Here is a 21,184-nt window from a genome sequence, read left to right as displayed (position 1 = left end):
TTATTTATCCCCCTTTACTAATACTGGTGTTTCAAAGTTAGAGGGTAACGTTCTTATTCTTTCTTTAACTGAAGCTGGTGGTTCTACTGCCGGCGCATTCGGATGCAGTAACCATGATTTCACAAAATGTGTTTCAGACACTTGATACACTGGCGGCTCTTGTTCAAAATCAATTGCTAATGCGTATGGATTTCTCGCAGCAAATGCATCTCCTATAGGAGGATTCGTTAAATCTGGAGGTGTTCCCGGAATAGCAGCAAGCTCATCTTCATTATCATTGTCTAAACTTGGCATAGATGCAAGAAGCCCCCATGTATAAGGATGTCTTGGATCGTAGAATATTTCATCAACTGTTCCCATTTCAACAATTTGACCAGCATACATTACAGCAACACGATCAGCCACATTTGCGACTACCCCTAAATCATGGGTAATGAAGATAATACTCGTATTCATTTTCTCTTGCAAATCTTTCATTAAATCTAAAATTTGCGCTTGAATCGTAACATCTAAAGCTGTTGTTGGTTCATCTGCAATTAATAGATGTGGGTTAGCAGCTAAAGCAATGGCAATCATCGCACGTTGTCTCATCCCACCAGAAAATTCATGCGGATATTGATCCACCCTTTTCTCTGGTTTAGGAATTCCAACTAAGCTTAACAATTCAACAGCTTTCTTTTTTGCCTTTTCCTTGTTCATTTGCTGATGTTTTATCAGTACTTCCATGATTTGTGTACCAATACGCATAGTCGGATTCAAAGATGTCATAGGATCTTGGAAGATCATACTCATTTCCTTCCCACGGATACTTTCCATCTCTTTATCCGTTTTTTGAACAATATCTTCTCCATTAAATAAAATTTGTCCTGCTTTAATATGGCCAGGAGGCATCGGGATTAATTTCATTAATGTTTGGGACGTAACACTTTTACCTGATCCGGATTCACCAACAATAGCTAATGTTTCCCCTTTGTATAAATCAAAGGATACTCCACGAACTGCCTGCACTTCTCCTCCATACGTATGGAATGAGACTTGTAAATCCTTTACTTCTAATAATTTTTCCATGTATCTCACTCCTTACTTACGTAGTCTTGGATCAAGAGCATCTCGGATTCCATCGCCAATAACATTAAAGGCAAATATTGTTAAACATATAAACAGTGCAGGGAAAAATAATCGCCATGGATAATATTGCAGTGCTCCGATTCCATCATTGGCCATCGTTCCCCAGCTGGCTAATGGAGGAGTTAATCCTAAACCAAGATAGCTTAAAAATGCCTCTGTAAAAATAGCATTAGGTACAGTTAAAGTTAATGTCACAAGAATTGGCCCCATTGCATTTGGGACTAAATGTTTGCTCATAATTCTTGATACACTTGCTCCTAACGTTCTGGAAGCAAGAATATATTCTTGGCTCTTTAAGGATAATACTTGTCCACGGACCATTCTCGCCATATTAATCCAACCAGTTATACTCATTGCCAGAATCATCGTCCATATTCCCTGGCCAAGAACAACCATTAAAAGAATTACTAGTAAAAGGTAAGGAATACCATATAATACATCCGCTATACGCATCATTACTTCATCGGTTTTTCCACCTTTATAACCTGCAATCCCTCCCCAGATTACGCCGATAACTAAATCAATCAAGGCTGCCGCTACCCCAATAAATAACGATATTTTCGCACCATACCAAATTCGAGCAAACATATCTCGGCCAAGGTCATCTGTGCCAAAATAATGTTCAGCACTTGGAGGCTGATTCGTTTTTGTATAATCATTCTCATAATAATTGTACGGAGTTAATAACGGCCCTATTAAAGACATAACAATTAAAAGAATTAAAAGAACAAGTCCAAAAACCGCAAGCTTATTTTTCTTAAAACGAGTAAAAACATCTTTCCAAAACGACAAACTTGCTTTGGATATTTTCTCTGACTCTATGCTGCTATTGCCAACTATTTCAAATTTATCTTTCGAAATTTCTTGCATCTTTACGCTCCTTTCTTCCCGCCCGATAGTTTAATTCGAGGATCTATTAATCCGTACAATAAGTCGACAAGAAGAACAGATACTAACAGGATAATACTATAGAAAACAGTTACTCCCATAATCGCTGTATAATCACGGTTATTTATACTTTTGACAAACTGTGATCCGAGACCTGGAATACCGAAGATTTTCTCAATAACAAAACTACCTGTAACAATTCCCGCCGATAAGGGCCCCATGTATGAAACAACGGGAAGAATCGCATTGCGGATGGCGTGCTTTACAGTAATATTAAAGCCGCTTATTCCTTTTGCTTTTGCCGTTTTAATATAATCATTGCTTAACACTTCTAACATTGAAGATCTAGTTAAACGAGCAATAAATGCTGTTGGTCCAGCTGCTAATGCGATTGCAGGCAGGACACTTTGCATAAATGTTCCCCATCTTGCTACAGGGAATATCCCCAGCTTCATCGCGAAAATATATTGCAGAAAAGCTGCCATAATAAACGAAGGTACTGATATTCCTAATACTGCGACAATCATCGCCAGATAATCTTGCCATTTATTATGTCTTAAAGCAGCAATTACCCCTAATGTAACACCAATGGCTAAAGCGATAAAAATTGCTTCTACGCCCAAGACTAATGATACCGGGAATCCTTCATTGATTAATTGATTCACCGTTTGGCTCTTATATTTAAAAGATGGACCAAAATCCCATTGAACAACTCTTAGCAAATACTCTCCATATTGGACATACCAAGGCTGATCAAGTCCATAATGGGCGTTTAAATTTGCTTCGATTGCAGGCGGCATTTTCTTTTCCGATGTAAATGGGTTACCTGGTGCCATCCTCATGAAGAAAAACGTAGCTGTTATGATTAACCATAAGGATAGCGCCATAAACAGCAAACGTTTTGTTAAGTACTTTATCATGGTTTTACCTCCATTTTTTCTAAACCAATGCCAATTAGCAAGGAAGAGGATGCCCTAGGAAACGAGCTTACTTAGAAAGTATCACTCGTTAAATAAGGCAGCCTCTTTTTTCTCTTTAGCTTTGTACTTTCATAAAAAATTAAAGTTCGAATTTCCTATAGTATGATGAATGAACAAAGCCAACTATTGTATTATTCAAAATGTGCCCATTTTAACTGTGCTTCCCCTAAACCTGAAATGACTACATCTTTTAGATTATCTTTTTGTACCCATGTATTTGTATAGAAATAAACAGGTGCAATTGGAAGTTCGTTCATTAAAATAGTTTCTGCATCTTGTAATAATTGTTTGCGTTTTGCCTCATCTGTTTCTTTTTGTGAAGCATCAAGAAGTTTTTTGTATTCAGGATTTTCCCACCCAGTATCATTATTTCCTCCGTTTGCATCACGGTATAATTCTAGGAAATTAAATGCATCATTATAGTCACCAGACCATGACATACGTCCAACCTGGTAGTCACCAGAATCAATTTTCTCTAGATAAACTTGCCATTCTTCATTATCTAGCTCAACATTAATTCCAAGATTTTTCTTCCACATATCTTGAACCGCTTGTGCAATCTTAGCATGTGCTTCACCGGTATTATATGATAATGTGATTTTTGGTAAGTCTTTTACACTAGCATAGCCTTCCTCTTTTAAACCTTTTTCCAGAGCTGCTTTTGCTACTTTGATATCATTATCTTTAAAATAACCTTTTTCGTTTTCTGAAAACATGGTTGGAGGAACAACTGCCGTTGCTGGAATTTGTCCACCTTGAGTAATTTGCTCAACAATTGCTTTACGATCTATCGCATATGTTAAAGCTTTACGAATATTTTCATTGTTAAATGGCTTTTCTTTTGTATTAAATTTATACCAATAAGTACCTGCTATCGCTTTGATATTTAGGTCACCTTTATCGTTTAAAGCTTTAATAGAATCAGTAGGTAATGCACCAAAAGGTAAGCCAGCCCAATCTAATTCATCGTTATCAAACATGCTTAATTCTGTTGTTGGATCTTCTACCATTGTCATTTCTACTGTTTCTAATTTAACCTTGTCTGCATCCCAATAGTCTTCGTTCTTTTCTAAAAGGATAGACTCACTATGATTCCATTCCGTCATTTTGAAAGGACCATTCGTTACATAATCATCTCCAGCATTTTTATACCAATCTGGATTTGCTTCTGCAACGTTTTTATTAACTGGGAAATAAGTATAGAAAGCTAGCAATTGTAAGAAATATGGCGTTGGGTTTACCAAGGTTACTTCTAACGTTTTTTCATTTACTGTTTTAATAGCAACATCATCAAGACTACCTTTACCATTATTTGCTGCTTCAGCACCTTTAATGGCATATAGTTGATAAGCATACTGTGATTGGTTTTGAGGATCAATTGCCCATTTCCAGGCATATTCAAAGTCTGCTGCTGTTACTGGATCACCGTTTGTCCATTTTGCATCTTCGCGGATTTTGAACGTGTAAGTTAACTGATCATCTGATATATCGACTTTATCTGCCATAGCTGGCTGCGGAACTCCATCTTTATCAATTCGAGTTAACCCTTCAAAAGTTTGAATTAACACTCCACCAGATGTTGAATCTGTAGCTAATGCTGGATGTAATGTTGGTGGTTCTGAAACAATATTTAAACGAAGATTTTGTGATGATTTATCACTACCACCTTTGTTATTACCACATGCAGCAAGAAAAGCACTGATTATAAGCACTAAGCTCATTAGTACAAGCATTCTTTTTCTCATGTAATTACCCCCTTAATAATTTCCTCAAATGGAACTTCGAAAATAGCTTTCCCACTCTAAACCTCAGAATACACAAGCAGTCATTTCCTAAATAGTCAGTCAATTAGAATAAATGACCGTTTCCAATTAAAATAGCAGCACGGTAAAACGCACAAAATATTATATAGGAATAATTTTTCATTCATTACAAATTATTTATGTATTCTTACATGTTTTTAAATAGTCTGAAATATTACTATCTAATCCATTCGCAATGACAATTATATAGTTGGATTATTCAACACGCAAGAATTTTGTAGAATTTTGTAGAATAAAAACAAATCTGAAATATATAAATCTACAGAATAATTATATTAATATAAATTTATCAGAATTCAAAATTATTCCTTGCATCATTAGTTGCATCCATTCTTTTTTCTTAAAATTTGTCAAACTTTAAGAAAACAGCCTTTGCATCTCAACTAATCATGCTAAAATGGTTATAATAATGATATTGATAATTAAGTTTCTAGATTCTATTTTTAACAGTACTAACGTATTTGCTTGAAGAAAACTGTTTCTCTTGCAGATAAACATGGCTCTAAAATAAACTATTAAATAGAATAAACCGCTTGATTAGAAACATCCATAAACTAATCAGGGGTCTAGAATACATATTGGAGGAAGTATTTGATGAAAACTATCTTTTCTGGGATTCAACCAAGCGGCACCATTACATTAGGGAATTATATAGGTGCATTAAGTCAATTCGTGGAGCTGCAAGATGAATACAATTGTTTCTTCTGTATTGTGGATCAACATGCCATTACAGTGCCTCAAGATCGCATGGTACTTCGAAACAATATTCGCAGCTTAGCAGCTCTGTACTTAGCTGTAGGAATCGACCCTAATAAAGCGACTTTATTTATTCAATCAGAAGTACCAGCCCATGCCCAAGGAGCTTGGTTGATGCAGTGTATTTCTTATATTGGCGAATTAGAAAGAATGACACAATTCAAAGACAAATCAACTGGTAAAGATGCTGTTTCTGCTGCATTATTAACCTATCCACCATTAATGGCTGCAGACATCCTTCTATATAGTACAGATATTGTTCCAGTTGGAGAAGATCAAAAACAACATCTAGAATTAACTCGTGATCTAGCCGAGCGTTTTAATAAAAAATATAATGATATTCTTACAATTCCTGAAGTACGCATTCCAAAAGTAGGAGCTCGCATTATGTCCTTACAGGATCCTACAAAGAAAATGAGTAAATCTGATACAAATAATAAGGCAACCATCACTTTATTGGACGAGCAAGCACAGATTACGAAGAAGATTAAAAGTGCGGTAACAGACTCTGAAGGTATCGTTAAATTCGATAGAGAGAATAAACCAGGGGTTTCCAACCTTTTATCTATTTATTCTATTCTTTCAGGGGAAAGTATCCAAAGCCTTGAAGAGAAGTACGAAGGAAAAGGATATGGAGATTTCAAGTCTGACTTAGCCAACGTTGTAGTGGATGCATTAAAACCAATTCAGGAAAAATACAATGAGCTAATGAATTCAACGGAATTAGATGACATTTTAGACGAAGGTGCGGCAAAAGCAAATAAAGTGGCAGGGAAAATGATTAAAAAAATGGAAAATGCAATGGGATTAGGACGGAAACGACGTTAAGCTCCTCCCTTATCAAAACGATGGCTAACTCCATCGTTTTTTTATGCTTCAAATCAAGCAGGGTGAAGATTTCAGATGGGGAATTACAGTTTACACGGGGTTATGAGAGGTGTGAGAAAAATTAATATCGAGGTGAATTTATCTTTATAACAGAGCAGCCCTCTCTGTTACCTTATCCTGATAAAAATTCGCAGAAGAGAGTAGGACATAACAAAATAATTAATGAATAATGACGAACAATCTCTAAATTAGTAGGGAAACCAATTCGTTCCATTACGCTACAGACACTCTATGCGCCGGGGAGCAACCTAAGCCTGTAGGGTCTTAGGCTTTGCTCTACTTCCCGCAGGAGTTGAGTGTCCTCCTAACGATCCCCCTTCTAAAAAGGGAATAAAACCCAAACAATCACAGGAAATATACTTGGTATCTCCTCAAATTGTTTGGGTTTAACTTAGTGCTAGGATACTTGAGACTCTGGCTTTTTTATCCTATTCATTTTATTTAATTGGTTACTATTAATTTACTTTCGGGCCATGCTCCATTTCCCAGAGTTTTTCAAAAAAAGGCTGACCTTTTATAATATTCTCACAAAACTGTTCATGCTTTTTAGACCATCCGTATTTTGTACACTCATATAGTTCATTCCACGCATGTTCAAAATCTAAATGCTGAATCTCAAAATAGCGTTCTGGGCTCCATTCTGTGTACCAATAACGAACTTCTGCTACATTTTCAGAAGAATGTAATTGATCTAATGCCATAAACAATAATTGCTTTAATTGTCTTTCTTTTCTCGTTAATCCATTCATCACATGAGGATCAGGTGATAGAATATGGAACTCTTTTTTCTCTTCGGTGTTTTGAAAGTTATAATAAATCGTTTCTTGATTTTCAAGCAATTCATAAGCCAATTGTTCTTGTCTAGGTATCATTCGGCTTTTTCGAATTGGAACAGAGTATCCGATTGTATCTACTACTAACAGACCAATCCCATCAGAAACAACAAAACAATAATCCAATTGAATTCGTTCATGATTCTTTCGTAGATATGCCTTCTGATAAATCTCTTCTAATAATTGTCGCGGTATTTCTGCCAAGTCATTTTCTATGTAATTATATAAGCATGAATCTACTTTCAAAAGTGGGACTTGGTCCAATAATTCAACACCATCATCTTTTCTCCATTCATGAAAGTGACATACATTATATCCGTTTTCTTCCCCTTCAAACCAATTTACCCAAACATCATGAAGATACTGCATATTTTATCCCTCACTTCAACAACTGTTTGTCCATAAGTATTGTCAGAGCTTAGTAAATTTATTCCTATTTTCAAAGGATTATTTTTTTCATACGATTTTCTCTTTGCCTTCCAGTTTTCTAGTAATAGACATATAAATAGCGGAATATCATTTTTCTCTTTAAATATATTGCCAAAGTTCATCCTTAAATGGAACGATTCTTTTTTTACTAGGTTAGTTTCGGATTCATCCATGTCATTTTTTATAACCTATTAACATAATATGTACAAACTTTCGTTAACATGTCTTTTTCTTTTTGTTAAGAGGAGATTCCCTTTCGTGTTTCCATAAAAATAGCGAGCCATTTTGCTAAACTCGCCATTCAAATAGTAGTGTGATTTTACAAAAAAGCTTCACTTTTAATTGTGAAATAATCTTTTTCTAAGATTTTGTGCTTGGAATGTAATGAATTAACAAGATAAAAACCTGTATTATAGCCAATAAGGCGTGGATAGCGTCTATAACCGTACAATAAATCATCATGTTTCTCTTCTGTTTTTTTTACATGTAAATATTCCTTAAGCTCCGTCTCCCAAAATTGCTTTATTTCTTCTTCATCATATAAGTGACACCAAGTGGCATTATAGGCTTCTCCGCAGTTTTCTTTCACCGCAAGCTCTGCTAACCCTTCCATTATGATGGAATCTAATAAAGTATAATCTTCTATAGCTTTTTTTTGGTAATGAATTCGGCATACATGATGATATTCATGAATAAAAAGGGCTTCTAGCTCTTTTTCATTTTCTACATCACCAATAAATAAGAAAAGCTGATCAGGAAATGATACACCCGATTTATTTTCTTCTCCTCTCCATGAAGACTGAAAGGGAAATACATATATGGGTATATCTGGTCCCTTCCATTTTTTTTTATACTTTGAAAAAATCCGCTCTAATTTATTCCATGTATCTTGTTCCTTCATCTTCTCAAATGCTTGTCTCGAATGTCTTGATGGCTTATACATTCCAAATCTCATTAAATATCGATATATATTTTGAGGCTTATCTCCATCAAATGCTGATTGAAAATGTGCACATATTGTAGTTGGTTCATAAAAATTATCTTCTAACCATTTATTTGTTTTGATTACCCCCACCGCTATTTCCCCTCTTCACTCATTTTTTCCTATTCATTTAAACAGTATATGGATTTCAAAATTAGAGGTTCCATAGCTGGCAGTGTATGATACTATTTAACCTTGATAACAGCCAGTCTTTTCAAAACTACCTATACAAAAAGGGATAGACAATAAAGAACTCCACTCCCAGTTCTTCTTGTCTATCCCTTTTCTCTGTAATCGAAATAAATTTATATATCTAGCTTTTATTTCTGTAAATCTTTCAATATTCTACTTCCACATCCACATCGGATGGAATGCTTCAATTTTTTTATTGGTTGTTTACATTCTAAACAAATATTCTCTTTTTTTCGTTCACGCATTTGAACACTGCTCACAGGTTCCATAAAATTGGAGGCTGTGGGAACTGATATGGAACTTAGATATGGATTTCGCAAATGCCTCTACCTCCCTTAAAGTAGGATACCAAATATCCACTATTTCTCCACAATTGCTACAGACAATATGATAATGATCCTCTTTCTTCCATTCATATTTACTTAATCCTTCTCCGAATTGTATCTCTTTTAATAACTGTAATTCCGTAAATAGATGGACATTATTATAAACAGTTGTAATACTTACCGAAGGCATATTCTCATTTAGGACATGGTAAATTTCATCTACTGTCCAATGCTTGTTGTCTTTAGAAAGTATGTTAATTAATTCTAGCCGTTGTGGTGTTAAACGTATATTTTTTTCTTTTAAGAGGTTTTTAGCTCTTTCTATACTAAGCATAGAATTCTTCCTTTCTACGTAATATGCTAGTTCACCTTCTAAAGAAAGCGTTTTCTTTCTAAGCTGATTCACTCCGAATTTTCTATGTTAAATAATAGAATTATAGTTTTAATTATATACACTTTATAATAATAGTCAATATTAATTTAAAATTATTATAAATAAAGAGTCGATGTTTTATTTTTGTAATAAAAAAACTGCTAAGCCTCGATTTATAAATGAAGCTTAGCAGTTTTTTATTAAATGCTCTTTCAAACAAAACCATTAATTATTGATATTTTTTAAACACAATTGTAGCGTTATGACCACCGAATCCTAGGGAATTACTCATTGCTACATTTACTTCTTGTTTTCTATGTGTGTTGATAACATAGTCTAGATCACAATCTGGATCTGCTGTTTCAAAATTAATCGTTGGTGGCACGATGCTATCTTTTATGGCTAATACGCTAAAAATAGCTTCTATTCCCCCTGCTGCACCTAGTAAGTGACCTGTCATTGATTTGGTTGAGCTCATTGGTACTTTATAAGCATAGTCTCCAAATACTTCTTTGACAGCCATTGTTTCAAACTTATCATTATAAGCAGTACTTGTACCATGGGCATTAATATATGAAACATCTTCTGGAGTAAGTCCTGCATCATTGATTGCCATTTTCATTGCTCTTGCTCCACCTTCGCCTCCTGGTGCAGGGGAAGTAATATGATAAGCATCTCCAGTTGAACCATATCCAACTATTTCTGCATAGATTTTAGCTCCTCTTGCTAATGCATGCTCTAATTCTTCTAGAACAACAATTCCTGCTCCTTCTCCAATAACAAAGCCATCACGATTTGCATCAAATGGTCGGCTTGCTGTTTTCGGATCTGGGTTAAAGGATAAGGCCGTATTTGCACAGAAGCCTGCTACTGACATTTTAGTAATCGGCGCTTCAGCTCCACCAGTAATCATCGCATCTGCATCGCCACGCTGAATTACTTTAAAGGCATCTCCGATTGAGTTTGTTCCCGTTGCACAAGCAGTAACTGTACAAGAATTCACGCCTCTTGCTCCTAATGTAATAGATACCTGTCCTGATGCCATATCTGGAATTAACATTGGTACGAAGAAAGGACTTACTCGTTTATATCCTCTTTTTTGGAAAGTTTCATATTGATTTTCGAATGTCTCCATTCCGCCAATACCTGACCCAATCCAAACCCCAACACGCGGTGCGTTTTCATCAGTGATTTGCAATTCAGCATCCTTTACAGCCATCAGGGAAGCTGCGACTGCATATTGTGTAAAGCGATCCATTTTTCTAGCATCTTTTTTATCCATAAAATCCTCTGGATTAAAGTCCTTCACTTCTGCTGCAACTTTAGCTGGATATTCATCTGCATTTATTCTAGTTAATGGGCCAATTCCAGAAACTCCCGCAACAATATTTTTCCAGGTAGTTATTGCATCATTACCAAGCGGTGTTACAGCACCAATACCAGTAACAACTACTCTTTTATTTGTACTCATGACTTTTTCTCCTTTTTTGTAATTATCATCAACTTAAAAAGTATATTCTATTTATATAGGAAGAAATTTATTATCTGCCCCAGCGCATTGCAATCGCGCCCCATGTCAAACCTCCACCAAAACCAACCATTACAAGTACATCATCATCTTTGATTTTACCAGCTTCTAGTTCCTCCACCAATGAAATCGGAATAGATGCTGCACTTGTATTTCCATATTTATGAACCGTTTTCGATAGTTTTTCTTCTGGTAAGTTTAATCTTTGTCTGGATGCTTCCATTATGCGAATATTAGCTTGGTGGGGAATAAGAAAGTCTACGTCTTCTTTAGATAATCCAGCTTTCACCAAAACATTCTCACTGCTTTCTCCCATTTGGCGAACAGCAAATTTAAAAACTTCTCTACCATTCATGTAAATATAGTCTTCCTCATCTAAATAAAGATGTTTTCCACCTGAACCATCTGCCCCTAGCTCAAAAGAAAGAATGCCTCTTCCTTCAGAAACCTTCCCTAATACAGCAGCTCCTGCACCATCACCAAAGAGAACAGCAGTATTGCGATCTTCCCAGTTCGTAATTTTAGAAAGCTTTTCTACCCCAACAACAAGTATATATTTATAAACACCTGTATCAATAAATTGTTGGGCAGTTATCATCCCATACATAAAACCTGCACATGCAGCACTTAAATCCATCGCTGCTGCTTTTTTAGCTCCTAGTTTTTCTTGAATCATACAGGCAACAGAAGGGAATGATTGATCTGGCGTAACAGTTGCCACCATAATCATATCAATATCTTCTGGGTGAATACCTGCATCATCAATTGCTTTCTTTGCTGCAGCTAATGCAATATCAGATGTATCTGTATTGTCGTCTGCAATTCTTCGTTCTTCTATCCCAGTTCTTGTTCTAATCCATTCATCATTCGTATCAACCATTTTTTCTAAATCAAAGTTTGTTAAAATTTTCTCTGGAAGTTCACGGCCAATACCAATTATTCCTGTTCCCAAAGCTTTCAGCTCCTTTATAGTCACCGGTTATCCGGTATATGTTTCGTTTATGACTGTTAATTAGTATAAACAGTCTTTTCATTAAATCCTATTAGAATGATTGCTTAAATGATGCCAGTCTGTTGAGTTTAAATCGGTGCCTTTGGTAATTCACAGACAAAGAAGCTTATACCGTTTTCTTCGTTTATTCTCACTGTTATTCCAAAGAAAACATTATTCATACAGTATTATATTATTATCAATTATTATGACTTGGTACTAATTTTATCAAATTCCTCTACCCTTTTGCAACATATTTTACTTTCTATTACATTGGTCTAAGCATTCCTTGATATTTATCATAGCATATTAAGAGCATCATTCCATAATCGTGAAATAGGAGGAAATAGTGTGGAGGATCTTAAAGAGGAATTCTATGATGAAAAAGATAATGAAAAAATAGAAGAGGAAGAGACAGCAATTGATCACTTTTCCATGTTTATGTTTGGTACAAACCGTCAATCTGTTAGAAAAAAGCAGCAGGTTGAACATTTCCAGCATAACGACAAACAACCATCCTACAGCAGAAGAGAGAAAGGGGATGATTGGATTCTTGGAAGAAGTGGCGGAAAAACACAGCAAGTAGAAGAAAAAGATGAAAATGTAAATATTGATGCGGTTGCAAATTTTTTAAATCAAATTGACTTGGAACTTCTGATAAAAAACGTTGATTTGTTAATGACATCAGCAAATGACTTAAAACCTATTTTTAAGAAAATTACCCCATTTATAAAAAAATGGATGGATTAACTTTGCAAAATATCATTACTTGTTAATCCATCCTCTTTTATGATTTTTAATTTTTACTAACGGATCAAATGATTCCACATAAGTGTAATCCATTTACGATACCATCCTCGTCGTTACTAGTTGTAACATAGCTGGCTGATTTTTTTACAATATCAAATGCGTTTCCCATTGCAACTGGATATTTAACGAGTTCAAACATTTCTAAATCATTTAATCCGTCTCCAAATGCATACGTATTCTCAACAGAACAATTTAAATGAGTTAACAAATACTTTATGCCTGTTGCCTTTGACTTTCCTTTGGGGTAGATATCACATCCATAAGGTGAATTTCTTATAAACTGAAAATGTGGGAACTTCTCCTGATAATAGACTTCTTCATCTGGTTCACAAAAAATTAACATTAAATGAATGGGTTCTTGATTGTACAAGCCTTCATTTATAGGAGGATATTTCCCACCTACTCTTTCATAATTCTTCCTAATTAAAGTAGACCCCTCATTTGTAACGCAAATCTTTTCCGCATTATAGAACGCCATTTCATGCCTATTTTTCATTGCATCCAGATGAAGTTCTTTTACTACACTTACTTCTAATGGATTTTCATAAATCGTTGTTCCTTTATACACTACATACTGTCCATTCATAGCAACTACTGAATTAATACCTGTAGCTTCTAATATATATCCTATTTCCATTAATGTTCTACCTGTAGCTATAATAGGCTCAACACCGTTTTCCTTTAATTTTTTTATTGCCGCAATGGAACTATCTGACACAGTAAGCTTACTAGTCAGAAGTGTTCCATCTAAATCAAAAAATACAATTTTGTTCGTTTCCATATTTGTTTCGCTCCATTTATTTACTTAAGAAGGGGATTCCCAGCCTTTCCAAACGTATCCTCCCACTGACTCTGAAAGACTCTAACATCTCTAGTAGTTGCTGGAAAATCAATTAATTTTTCAATTATTTCAGGAGCTACAGTTATGGTATGAGCTCCAGTTAAACATGCTTCATAGACCTGTTGTACGTTTTTAAAACTTGCCGCTAATACTTCGGTACTAATTTTATGTGTGGTAAACATAGTAACTATTTCACTCACTACACGAATGCCATCTCCTAATAAATCATCAATCCGATTAACATAAGGAGCAACATACTTTGCTCCTGCTTTTGCCGCGATTAACGCTTGAAATGGAGTATATATGGTTGTGGCTAACGTTGGTATTTTTTTTGCAGTTAACGCTTTTATTGCTTTTATTCCTTCTTCCGTAACAGGAATTTTTATAATTATCTTCCCTGAAATCCTTGTTTGGAAATACTCAGCTTCCTTTACTATTTCACTTGCATTATCTGCAATAACTTGAATAAAAAGCTCTTTATCTTCTCCTAGAATTTTCCGAATATCTTGAAGAACTTGAATATAGGGCTTTTTTTCCTTTACGAGAATAGAAGGATTAGTAGTCACACCAGAAATAGGATAATATTCATTTATTCTTTCAATTTGCTCAAGATTTGCTGAATCAATATATAGTCTCACGGAAAGATTCTCCTCTTTTCTTTTTAAAAAAATTTGGCAAAAAATTAAAAATAGAAGATTCCCAATTCATTATCTACTTGCACCTTATTTTTACTTAACTCATTGCAATGATTATAATTTCTAATTGGAAATCTCCTATCGAATCTTTTTACTCGGAAACAATTCGTATTTTCGTACCAATTTCTAAAACTGGCATGTCTTTATCCTCTATATAAAGAGTACCAGGAAGTTCAGGAGTTGTAGCCCCATTAAAGCGTAATGTAATATGTCCCATAGATGTTAAATTTTGTTCTACAATCTCACCAACAGATGTTATTTCATATGATTCATTATTTATCATTACTTTTTGACCTGTTTTTATCTTATCCTTGACACCAACCACTTCAATTCCGTAGCAAAATTCTGCTAATTCTTTAGGTGCTCCTTCTCCAAAGAGAATGATCATCTTTTCTTCTAGAAAGCTTGTGGCTAATGGCCCTATACTATTAATTGTGTTTTCGTAAATTGTTTTCATCTTAACCGGCATATTGATATGCCATTCGCCTCCATTAGTTGTTTTATTATCCTCTTTCTTAATTACTATATAATCCAAAGCTTGCTAACCAAGCAACGAATACTCGTGGTACCCCTATTAAAAATCTTGAATATAATACGGACGGTACCCCTACTTCCACTGTTTCCGCTTCTGCCTCTGCTAGACCTAACCCGACAGGAATAAAATCTGCTGCACATTGTGTATTTATAGCAAAAACTGCAGGTAACGCTAAGTTTGGTGGGATATTACCCTTACCAATTTCAACACCTATTAAAGTTCCGATAATTTGGGCAATTACCGCCCCAGGTCCCAATAACGGTGATAGAAATGGTAAAGAGCATATTAAACCAATTAATAAGAGACCAATAATGTTTCCTGCTAATGGAGACATTAAATTAGCGAATACGTTTCCAATTCCGGAACCTTGAATGATACCAATTAATAATGATACAAATGCCATAAATGGAATAATTGTATTAATTAATGTTTGAACTGCTTCACGACCAGCTTGATAAAAAGTACTGATTACTTTCCCTGCTCCAAGCCCTATTTTTGTTAGAAGTCCTTGTTTATGATTTTCAGCCAAAGTTTGAGAGATTTTTTTGTCTGTACTATATTTATACTCTTTCTTAGGTATATTATCTTCTTTATCTACTGAACTCGCATTCTCCAAGACAGCTTCGTTTTCCATAAGTTCAATTTGATTTAATCCTACCGCAGACACATAAATGTCTTCTGTGATAAATTTTGCTAAAGGGCCGCTTTTTCCTGTAGGCATTATATTAATCGTTGGTATTCTTTTTTGTGGATAAATCCCACATCTTAATGTCCCACCACAATCTATAATTGCAATGGCAATTTGCTCATCAGGTACAGATGTTTTAAATCCATTTACCGGCTCCGCTCCAGTTAATTCCACAATTTTATCAACTATATCTGGTTTTGCTCCTCCACCAGTAATATACACAATTTTATTTCTTTGCTCCGTTGGAGTAACTATCAGCGGACCACCAAATCCACCATTTCCTTTTTTTATTTTTATCGTTCGATAATGTGCCATATCGGAATCCTCCATCTTAATGATTTAATTTCACTTCGGAATTTAATTTTATTCCTTGCTGTTTTTCTACCATTTTCGTTGTAAAATCCGTAATCCAACCTGCGAAGAAATTCATAACTAATCCCACTAGGAAGTACCTAACCGCTAAATCAGCCGTGCTAAAGCCTAATTGTTCTATTCCTGCGGCAATTCCTAGGAAAATAAATAGCTCTCCTGGGTTAATATGAGGAAATAGCCCATTACTTGTATGACAGAAATAAGATGCAGATGCATAATAACTAGGTTTATATTTCTCTGGTAAAAATCTTCCTAACGATAACCCCATTGGATTACCTAACATAAATGTCCCTAATAATGGTAAAACTAAATATCTTAATAAGGGATTTTTGGAAGAAGCCGACGCTAAACGATTAATACGATTTTCACCTATTAATTGAATGATAGTATTCATCGCTACCAGTAGTAATAACACTACTGGAACTATACCTGTCATCCAGGAAATGAACGTCTCTGCTCCTGTATCAAATAAATTTCTAAATCCTTCAGCAAACTTTATGATATAATCCATGAATTACACCTCTTCTTATTTTTTAAATGAAACGGCATTTTCTGCTCGTATCATCATTCTTTTAAAGAAACTATCTTTTTCTGGCACGACTCCACCATTCATAATTATCTTGTAATTATTTGAGGCATCTAAAATTGCATCTCTTAGTAATTTATTGCAATGCTTTAAATCTTCATCTTTTAAATTTCTAATATTCTTATCAAGAAAACCTGGCAAATCTCGAAATTTCGCCATTACGGTGACTCCTTGCATTTTTTTTGCGGCAAGGATTCTGCCATTATTATTGATTGCAAACAAAACAATGGTGCCTGCTTTAATCCGGCCAGGTTTCTTCCCAATCGCTACTTTTCCCATTCTTCTAAGTTCCGTATAGCCTTTAGTAAAATATTTAATCTGTAAAAATCCCAATCCCATTTGAATAACAAATGCTCCTGCTATTAAAAGCATAATTATAATTAGTTCCATTCATTCACATCCTAAATATCCTTCTCTATTCCATCCTCGAGATAAAGACATAAATCTTCATATTTTTTAACTTGAATCAATTTATTCACCAATTTTGTATTAGAAGATATATTAATAATTTCATCATAAATTTTCACTAATAAACCAGCATCATATTCTGTATGTTCTGGTAAGGCTAACAAAAATACTAACTTTAACGCATGATTATCCTGCCAGACTGTTTCTGGAAAAATCCCTACCGCCAGCTCTATTTTGTCTGACTGATAATTGAGGGTATGTGGAAGTGCAATATATTTATCAAATATCATCGACCCTTTTTCTTCTCTTATTTGCAAGCGCTGTTTGAAGCCATCATCCACATAACCATTTAAAGTTAGCTGATCAACCATCCAATTTAGATTTTCTGAGTAACTTAACGATTTATCTAAAATAAAGAATTTTTGTTTATTTAGCAGTAGTTTAATAACAGAATGGAAACTTGTACTACTATTTTCTTTAATTTTAAATTTATCTAAGTAACTAATATGTTCGATTTGTTGCAGAACCTTTTTCTCATCAAAGATTTCACTAATGATAACTAACGGCGTTTGAATGGCATAGGGGATATTAACTGTCGAAAAGACAATATCATACTTATCTAATGTATTCTTACTTAATTCATTTTCAGAAAAGATATCTATTTTAGTATGGGGGTCGAGTATTTTTTTCAGCTGCATTGCTACAATTTTTGCTGTCCCTCTACCAGTTCCACATACAACTACTACCTGTTCTAATTTCTTAAGATTGTCCTTGTTATTCTCAATGAAAACACCAAAATATAATGCGATATATCCAAGTTCTTCTGCTGAAACTTTCATTCCATATTCTTTGAAAATACTTTCTCCAACTATTTCTGACATTTGATATGCCAAGGGGTACTTTCCTTTGATATCATCTAATAAAGGATTTTTCAATTGGATATTAAACATTAATCGATTTATCATAAAAGTAAGATGATATTGTAAATCCTTATAAAAATCTCCACTTTCTTTTACCTTATTTAAATTAAAGCCTAAATTAGCGATACTATTATCCAAAAGATTCGTGATTTCCTTTGTTACTATAACACCTTCAATGGAATGGCTATTAATTGGTGTCCTTCTCCCGACAATTGGCAATGCAATAAAAAGAATCTCACATCTAGGTAGGCTTATAGATAATTTCCTTTCAAGAACTTTGCTTATTTCTAAGGCTATATTGAAATCAGGTGAATTTACTATCTTATGGTAGTTATCATCCATTTCTTTTATGGGGTGACCTTTTAAAAAACGATCAAGCATAATAATAATAGAATGAAGCAATCTATCTTTCGTACTTATCTCAAAGTCATAATGATTGGCGACTTCTATAATTGCTTCTTTAATATCTTTATCCAATGAATCTTCGGTGAAAAGATATGGAAATAAATTATCCAATATAAAAAATCGCAAATCTATTTCTCTACCTTTTAAGTACATCCCCTTGTTCTGTTTTCCTTTGATGGCAAGATTATACGTTTCGAGAGCCACTGATGCTTTTTTTAATTCATTCACTAATGTTGTTCTTCCTAAATTTAACTCAAAGGCCATTTCATCCATAGTTATTATTCCATCTTCATTCAATAACATATCGATAACAGTTGCGATTCTTCTTTGAGGTGAATCAACCATTTGAGAGAGATTATTAAACTGCTCTATAACCCTATTAAGCTTTTCCTGATTGTGAATTTTCAAAAAAAAACCTTTCCCTCTTTCATTAATCAATTCAGCTATTCCTTCTAATTCTTTATTAAATTGCTTAATTACTAGCCGAACAGTTCTTGCACTTATCCCCATTTGCTGCGCAAGATAATCTAAAGGACAATACATTTTTTTAGCAGTTAATTCTATAATTTTCCCTATGCGACTACTGGAATTTAAATCAGTCATTTAATTACCACACCCTTATATCCTGTTGTTCATATATGAACTATGCTTATATTCAATTCACTAAATATATCATAAAGCATTGGTATATTAACTGATTTATTCATTAAATGGCTAGTTTATTAGCCACGTGATTTTCCACCTGATATATTAAAGGTCGTCCCTGTAATATAACTAGCTCTATCTGAAGCAAGATAGGACACTAAATCACCAACCTCTTTTAATTTACCCTCCCTGCCAATCGGAATTGATTTACTGTAATCAGTTGATAAATCGTCTACAGTAACACCTCGAGTATAAGCTAAAGCTTCATTGTAAGCACTCGTGCGCAAACCTGTTTTCTCTAATATTCCTGGAGCAATAGCAACTACGCGAATATTATATGCTCCTAACTCTTTTGCCCATGCGCGAGAAAATGAGATTAGCGCTCCTTTGGTAGCAGAATAACAACTCTGACCTGCCGATCCTTCTTGACCCGCTTCAGAAGCAACATTAATAATTACCCCTTTACCTTGCTTCAGCATTTCCTTCGCTGCCGCTTGTGCACAAAGATATGGACCTTTTTGATTAACCGCAACCATAAAGTCAAAATCTTTTTCATTTAATTCATATTGTGGTTTCTCTCCTTTTATATCAACTAGCAATCTTGGTAAGTTCACCCCAGCATTATTAACTAAAATATCAAGCTTTCCATATTGTTCAATAACTTTATTAATCATTCGATCAACACTTTCTTTATTGGTGACATCACATTTTATAAGAAAAGAACCATCTGCTTGCTGCCCCTCTTCTCCTACTAAATCAGAGATAATCACCTTCGCACCATTATTAACTAACTCTTTTGCAATAGCAAAACCAATCCCAGAAGATCCACCTGTTACAATGGCAACTTTCCCTTCCAGGTCTAACCATGAATTATTCATTTATATTTCCCTCCTCATTATTAAGCGTTTTCATCACTATGTTTTTAGTATAAAGCTCATTCTTTATTACATTAATACCTTTATTTGCACATAATTGTGCAGACTCCTGTATTAATTTAAAAATGCATGATTTCCTTCCATTTCAGCCAAAGCAGTGAGTATTTCTGGTCACTTTTTAAATTTTTTGGTTCAAAAAAAAAACAATTTTTCAAAAGATATCAAGCTTTCTTTTGAAAAATTGTTTTTGATTTTCTATTTTAATTTAAATTTCATTCGGCAATTTGCCTGTGTTCTTATAGCGTTCTAAGTCTTTCTCCAACCGTTCTATAAACTCTTTATCAACATTGGGACTATATTTCCCTAGAAAAATGGTATCGTCTCTAATTCCACATGCACGATTTCCAGACTTTAGTTTCCCCTCATTAAATGCTTGAGCGATTTGCCCATACAGCTTGGGTATATCTTGAATGGTGCTTGTTAAGACCGCATATTTTCCTATAGAAGACTGATCTGAAATATATCCAATCGCGTATAAACCATTTTCTTTCATTCTTTCAATGATCCCCACATGAAAACCATCACCGACTGGATAAACCACGTCTACCTTTTGACTGATCTCCTTATCTAACAGACTCATCGCTTTTTCACGGTTATCCCAATCATTAACGAATTCTTTCAAGACCTTTACATCCTTATTGATGTAGTGGACCCCTGCTTCAAAACCATTGGCCTCCTCTTGCCAATCGTATGCACCAATAACGCCTACCATATTTGTTCTTGTCATATGACCGGCAACCATCCCGCTAAAAAAACCCATCGGATAATTCTCTAGTTTAATATTACTTGTATTCGATTGTGTTGCAGGTTCTCTTCCATTTAAACTAACAAAATGGATGGAGGGAAATTTTTGAGAAAGAATGTTAAAATACTGCACAAAGTTTCCGCCGTGGCCAAAAATTAAATTAACCCCTTTTCCCTGTAATTCCTTCACTGCTCTTTCTGCAATTGTGTAAGAATCAATAGACTCTTTATAAAACACATCTACCCCAAGTTTCGTATGTATATTTAATAATCCTTTATATCCTTGCGTCCCCCATGCCTGATCATTTACTGTTCCAACTACAAGAAGACCAACTTTTTCTAATTTTCCTTGTTTCTCCAGTGAAGTATGAAAGAATAGAAAAAGGAAAAGAACACACGCCATTAGAGGAAGGATAAAAAAAATCTTTCCCCTAATTATTGATTTACGAATGTTCATCCATGCACTTTTCATTGTATTTACTC

The 21,184-nt window shown here is 34.5% G+C and carries 20 protein-coding genes; 2 read left to right on the top strand and 18 right to left on the bottom strand.

Annotation, left to right across the window (positions count from 1 at the left end):
* The 4 genes from NSS71_RS00515 to NSS71_RS00500 all read right to left on the bottom strand — a co-directional run bounded on the left by NSS71_RS00515 (window position 1) and on the right by NSS71_RS00500 (window position 4,741).
* The gene (locus NSS71_RS00515) at window positions 1–1,068 is read right to left on the bottom strand and encodes an ABC transporter ATP-binding protein (protein ID WP_061797449.1); all 1,068 of its coding nucleotides are present in this window, start codon (window positions 1,066–1,068) and stop codon (window positions 1–3) included.
* Window positions 1,069–1,080: 12 nt separating this feature from the next.
* Window positions 1,081–1,998, bottom strand: a complete 918-nt coding sequence (locus tag NSS71_RS00510; RefSeq protein WP_047942451.1) for an ABC transporter permease — start codon at window positions 1,996–1,998, stop codon at window positions 1,081–1,083.
* Between the two features lie 2 nt (window positions 1,999–2,000).
* Window positions 2,001–2,936 (bottom strand): ABC transporter permease, encoded by a 936-nt coding sequence (locus NSS71_RS00505; RefSeq protein ID WP_047942453.1) that lies wholly within the window; start codon window positions 2,934–2,936, stop codon window positions 2,001–2,003.
* A 191-nt stretch (window positions 2,937–3,127) separates the two neighbouring features.
* Window positions 3,128–4,741 (bottom strand): peptide ABC transporter substrate-binding protein, encoded by a 1,614-nt coding sequence (locus NSS71_RS00500; protein ID WP_341151178.1) that lies wholly within the window; start codon window positions 4,739–4,741, stop codon window positions 3,128–3,130.
* A gap of 672 nt (window positions 4,742–5,413) precedes the next feature.
* On the opposite strand from NSS71_RS00500, the gene trpS reads away from it, so the two are divergent.
* On the top strand, window positions 5,414–6,403 hold the full coding sequence (gene trpS / locus NSS71_RS00495) for a tryptophan--tRNA ligase (RefSeq protein WP_341151177.1): 990 nt from the start codon (window positions 5,414–5,416) through the stop codon (window positions 6,401–6,403).
* Between the two features lie 515 nt (window positions 6,404–6,918).
* Here trpS and NSS71_RS00490 read toward each other — a convergent pair.
* The 5 genes from NSS71_RS00490 to NSS71_RS00470 form a co-directional block, all read right to left on the bottom strand.
* The gene (locus NSS71_RS00490) at window positions 6,919–7,665 is read right to left on the bottom strand and encodes a YjbA family protein (RefSeq protein WP_047942457.1); all 747 of its coding nucleotides are present in this window, start codon (window positions 7,663–7,665) and stop codon (window positions 6,919–6,921) included.
* 379 nt (window positions 7,666–8,044) lie between these two features.
* A complete protein-coding gene (locus tag NSS71_RS00485) occupies window positions 8,045–8,800 on the bottom strand; it encodes a DUF2268 domain-containing protein (RefSeq protein WP_095258840.1) in 756 nt (251 codons plus the stop codon).
* Window positions 8,801–9,136: 336 nt separating this feature from the next.
* A complete protein-coding gene (locus tag NSS71_RS00480) occupies window positions 9,137–9,559 on the bottom strand; it encodes a Fur family transcriptional regulator (RefSeq protein ID WP_047942461.1) in 423 nt (140 codons plus the stop codon).
* Between the two features lie 268 nt (window positions 9,560–9,827).
* Complete coding sequence (gene fabF, locus NSS71_RS00475; protein WP_047942462.1) at window positions 9,828–11,069, bottom strand: beta-ketoacyl-ACP synthase II; 1,242 nt, start codon at window positions 11,067–11,069, stop codon at window positions 9,828–9,830.
* Between the two features lie 70 nt (window positions 11,070–11,139).
* On the bottom strand, window positions 11,140–12,078 hold the full coding sequence (locus NSS71_RS00470) for a beta-ketoacyl-ACP synthase III (RefSeq protein WP_047942464.1): 939 nt from the start codon (window positions 12,076–12,078) through the stop codon (window positions 11,140–11,142).
* A 390-nt stretch (window positions 12,079–12,468) separates the two neighbouring features.
* Here NSS71_RS00470 and NSS71_RS00465 point away from each other — a divergent pair, with 390 nt between their 5' ends.
* The gene (locus NSS71_RS00465) at window positions 12,469–12,867 is read left to right on the top strand and encodes a hypothetical protein (RefSeq protein ID WP_053215681.1); all 399 of its coding nucleotides are present in this window, start codon (window positions 12,469–12,471) and stop codon (window positions 12,865–12,867) included.
* 64 nt (window positions 12,868–12,931) lie between these two features.
* On the opposite strand, the gene NSS71_RS00460 is transcribed toward NSS71_RS00465, so the two are convergent.
* The 9 genes from NSS71_RS00460 to NSS71_RS00420 form a co-directional block, all read right to left on the bottom strand.
* Window positions 12,932–13,708 (bottom strand): Cof-type HAD-IIB family hydrolase, encoded by a 777-nt coding sequence (locus NSS71_RS00460; RefSeq protein ID WP_047942465.1) that lies wholly within the window; start codon window positions 13,706–13,708, stop codon window positions 12,932–12,934.
* A 20-nt stretch (window positions 13,709–13,728) separates the two neighbouring features.
* Window positions 13,729–14,406: a transaldolase family protein gene (locus NSS71_RS00455; RefSeq protein WP_341132259.1), complete on the bottom strand. Its 678-nt coding sequence runs from the start codon at window positions 14,404–14,406 to the stop codon at window positions 13,729–13,731.
* Window positions 14,407–14,554: 148 nt separating this feature from the next.
* Window positions 14,555–14,998 (bottom strand): PTS glucitol/sorbitol transporter subunit IIA, encoded by a 444-nt coding sequence (locus NSS71_RS00450; RefSeq protein ID WP_285850738.1) that lies wholly within the window; start codon window positions 14,996–14,998, stop codon window positions 14,555–14,557.
* Window positions 14,979–16,001, bottom strand: a complete 1,023-nt coding sequence (gene srlE, locus NSS71_RS00445; RefSeq protein ID WP_047942467.1) for a PTS glucitol/sorbitol transporter subunit IIB — start codon at window positions 15,999–16,001, stop codon at window positions 14,979–14,981. The genes NSS71_RS00450 and srlE overlap by 20 nt, the downstream gene beginning before the upstream one ends.
* Before the next feature lie 16 nt (window positions 16,002–16,017).
* The gene (gene srlA, locus NSS71_RS00440) at window positions 16,018–16,569 is read right to left on the bottom strand and encodes a PTS glucitol/sorbitol transporter subunit IIC (protein WP_047942468.1); all 552 of its coding nucleotides are present in this window, start codon (window positions 16,567–16,569) and stop codon (window positions 16,018–16,020) included.
* Window positions 16,570–16,584: 15 nt separating this feature from the next.
* A complete protein-coding gene (locus NSS71_RS00435) occupies window positions 16,585–17,034 on the bottom strand; it encodes a transcriptional regulator GutM (protein ID WP_341151176.1) in 450 nt (149 codons plus the stop codon).
* An 11-nt stretch (window positions 17,035–17,045) separates the two neighbouring features.
* Window positions 17,046–18,980: a BglG family transcription antiterminator gene (locus NSS71_RS00430; RefSeq protein WP_341151175.1), complete on the bottom strand. Its 1,935-nt coding sequence runs from the start codon at window positions 18,978–18,980 to the stop codon at window positions 17,046–17,048.
* A gap of 119 nt (window positions 18,981–19,099) precedes the next feature.
* Window positions 19,100–19,900, bottom strand: a complete 801-nt coding sequence (locus NSS71_RS00425; RefSeq protein WP_061797462.1) for an SDR family oxidoreductase — start codon at window positions 19,898–19,900, stop codon at window positions 19,100–19,102.
* Between the two features lie 262 nt (window positions 19,901–20,162).
* Complete coding sequence (locus tag NSS71_RS00420) at window positions 20,163–21,173, bottom strand: BMP family ABC transporter substrate-binding protein (RefSeq protein WP_235850576.1); 1,011 nt, start codon at window positions 21,171–21,173, stop codon at window positions 20,163–20,165.
* Window positions 21,174–21,184: the final 11 nt, after the last annotated feature.

Source organism: Niallia sp. FSL W8-0951, from assembly GCF_038006525.1.
GTDB lineage: Bacteria > Bacillota > Bacilli > Bacillales > Cytobacillaceae > Niallia > Niallia circulans.
The sequence above is the reverse complement of the archived record's forward strand: the minus strand, read 5'-3'. Positions and strand labels throughout refer to the sequence as shown.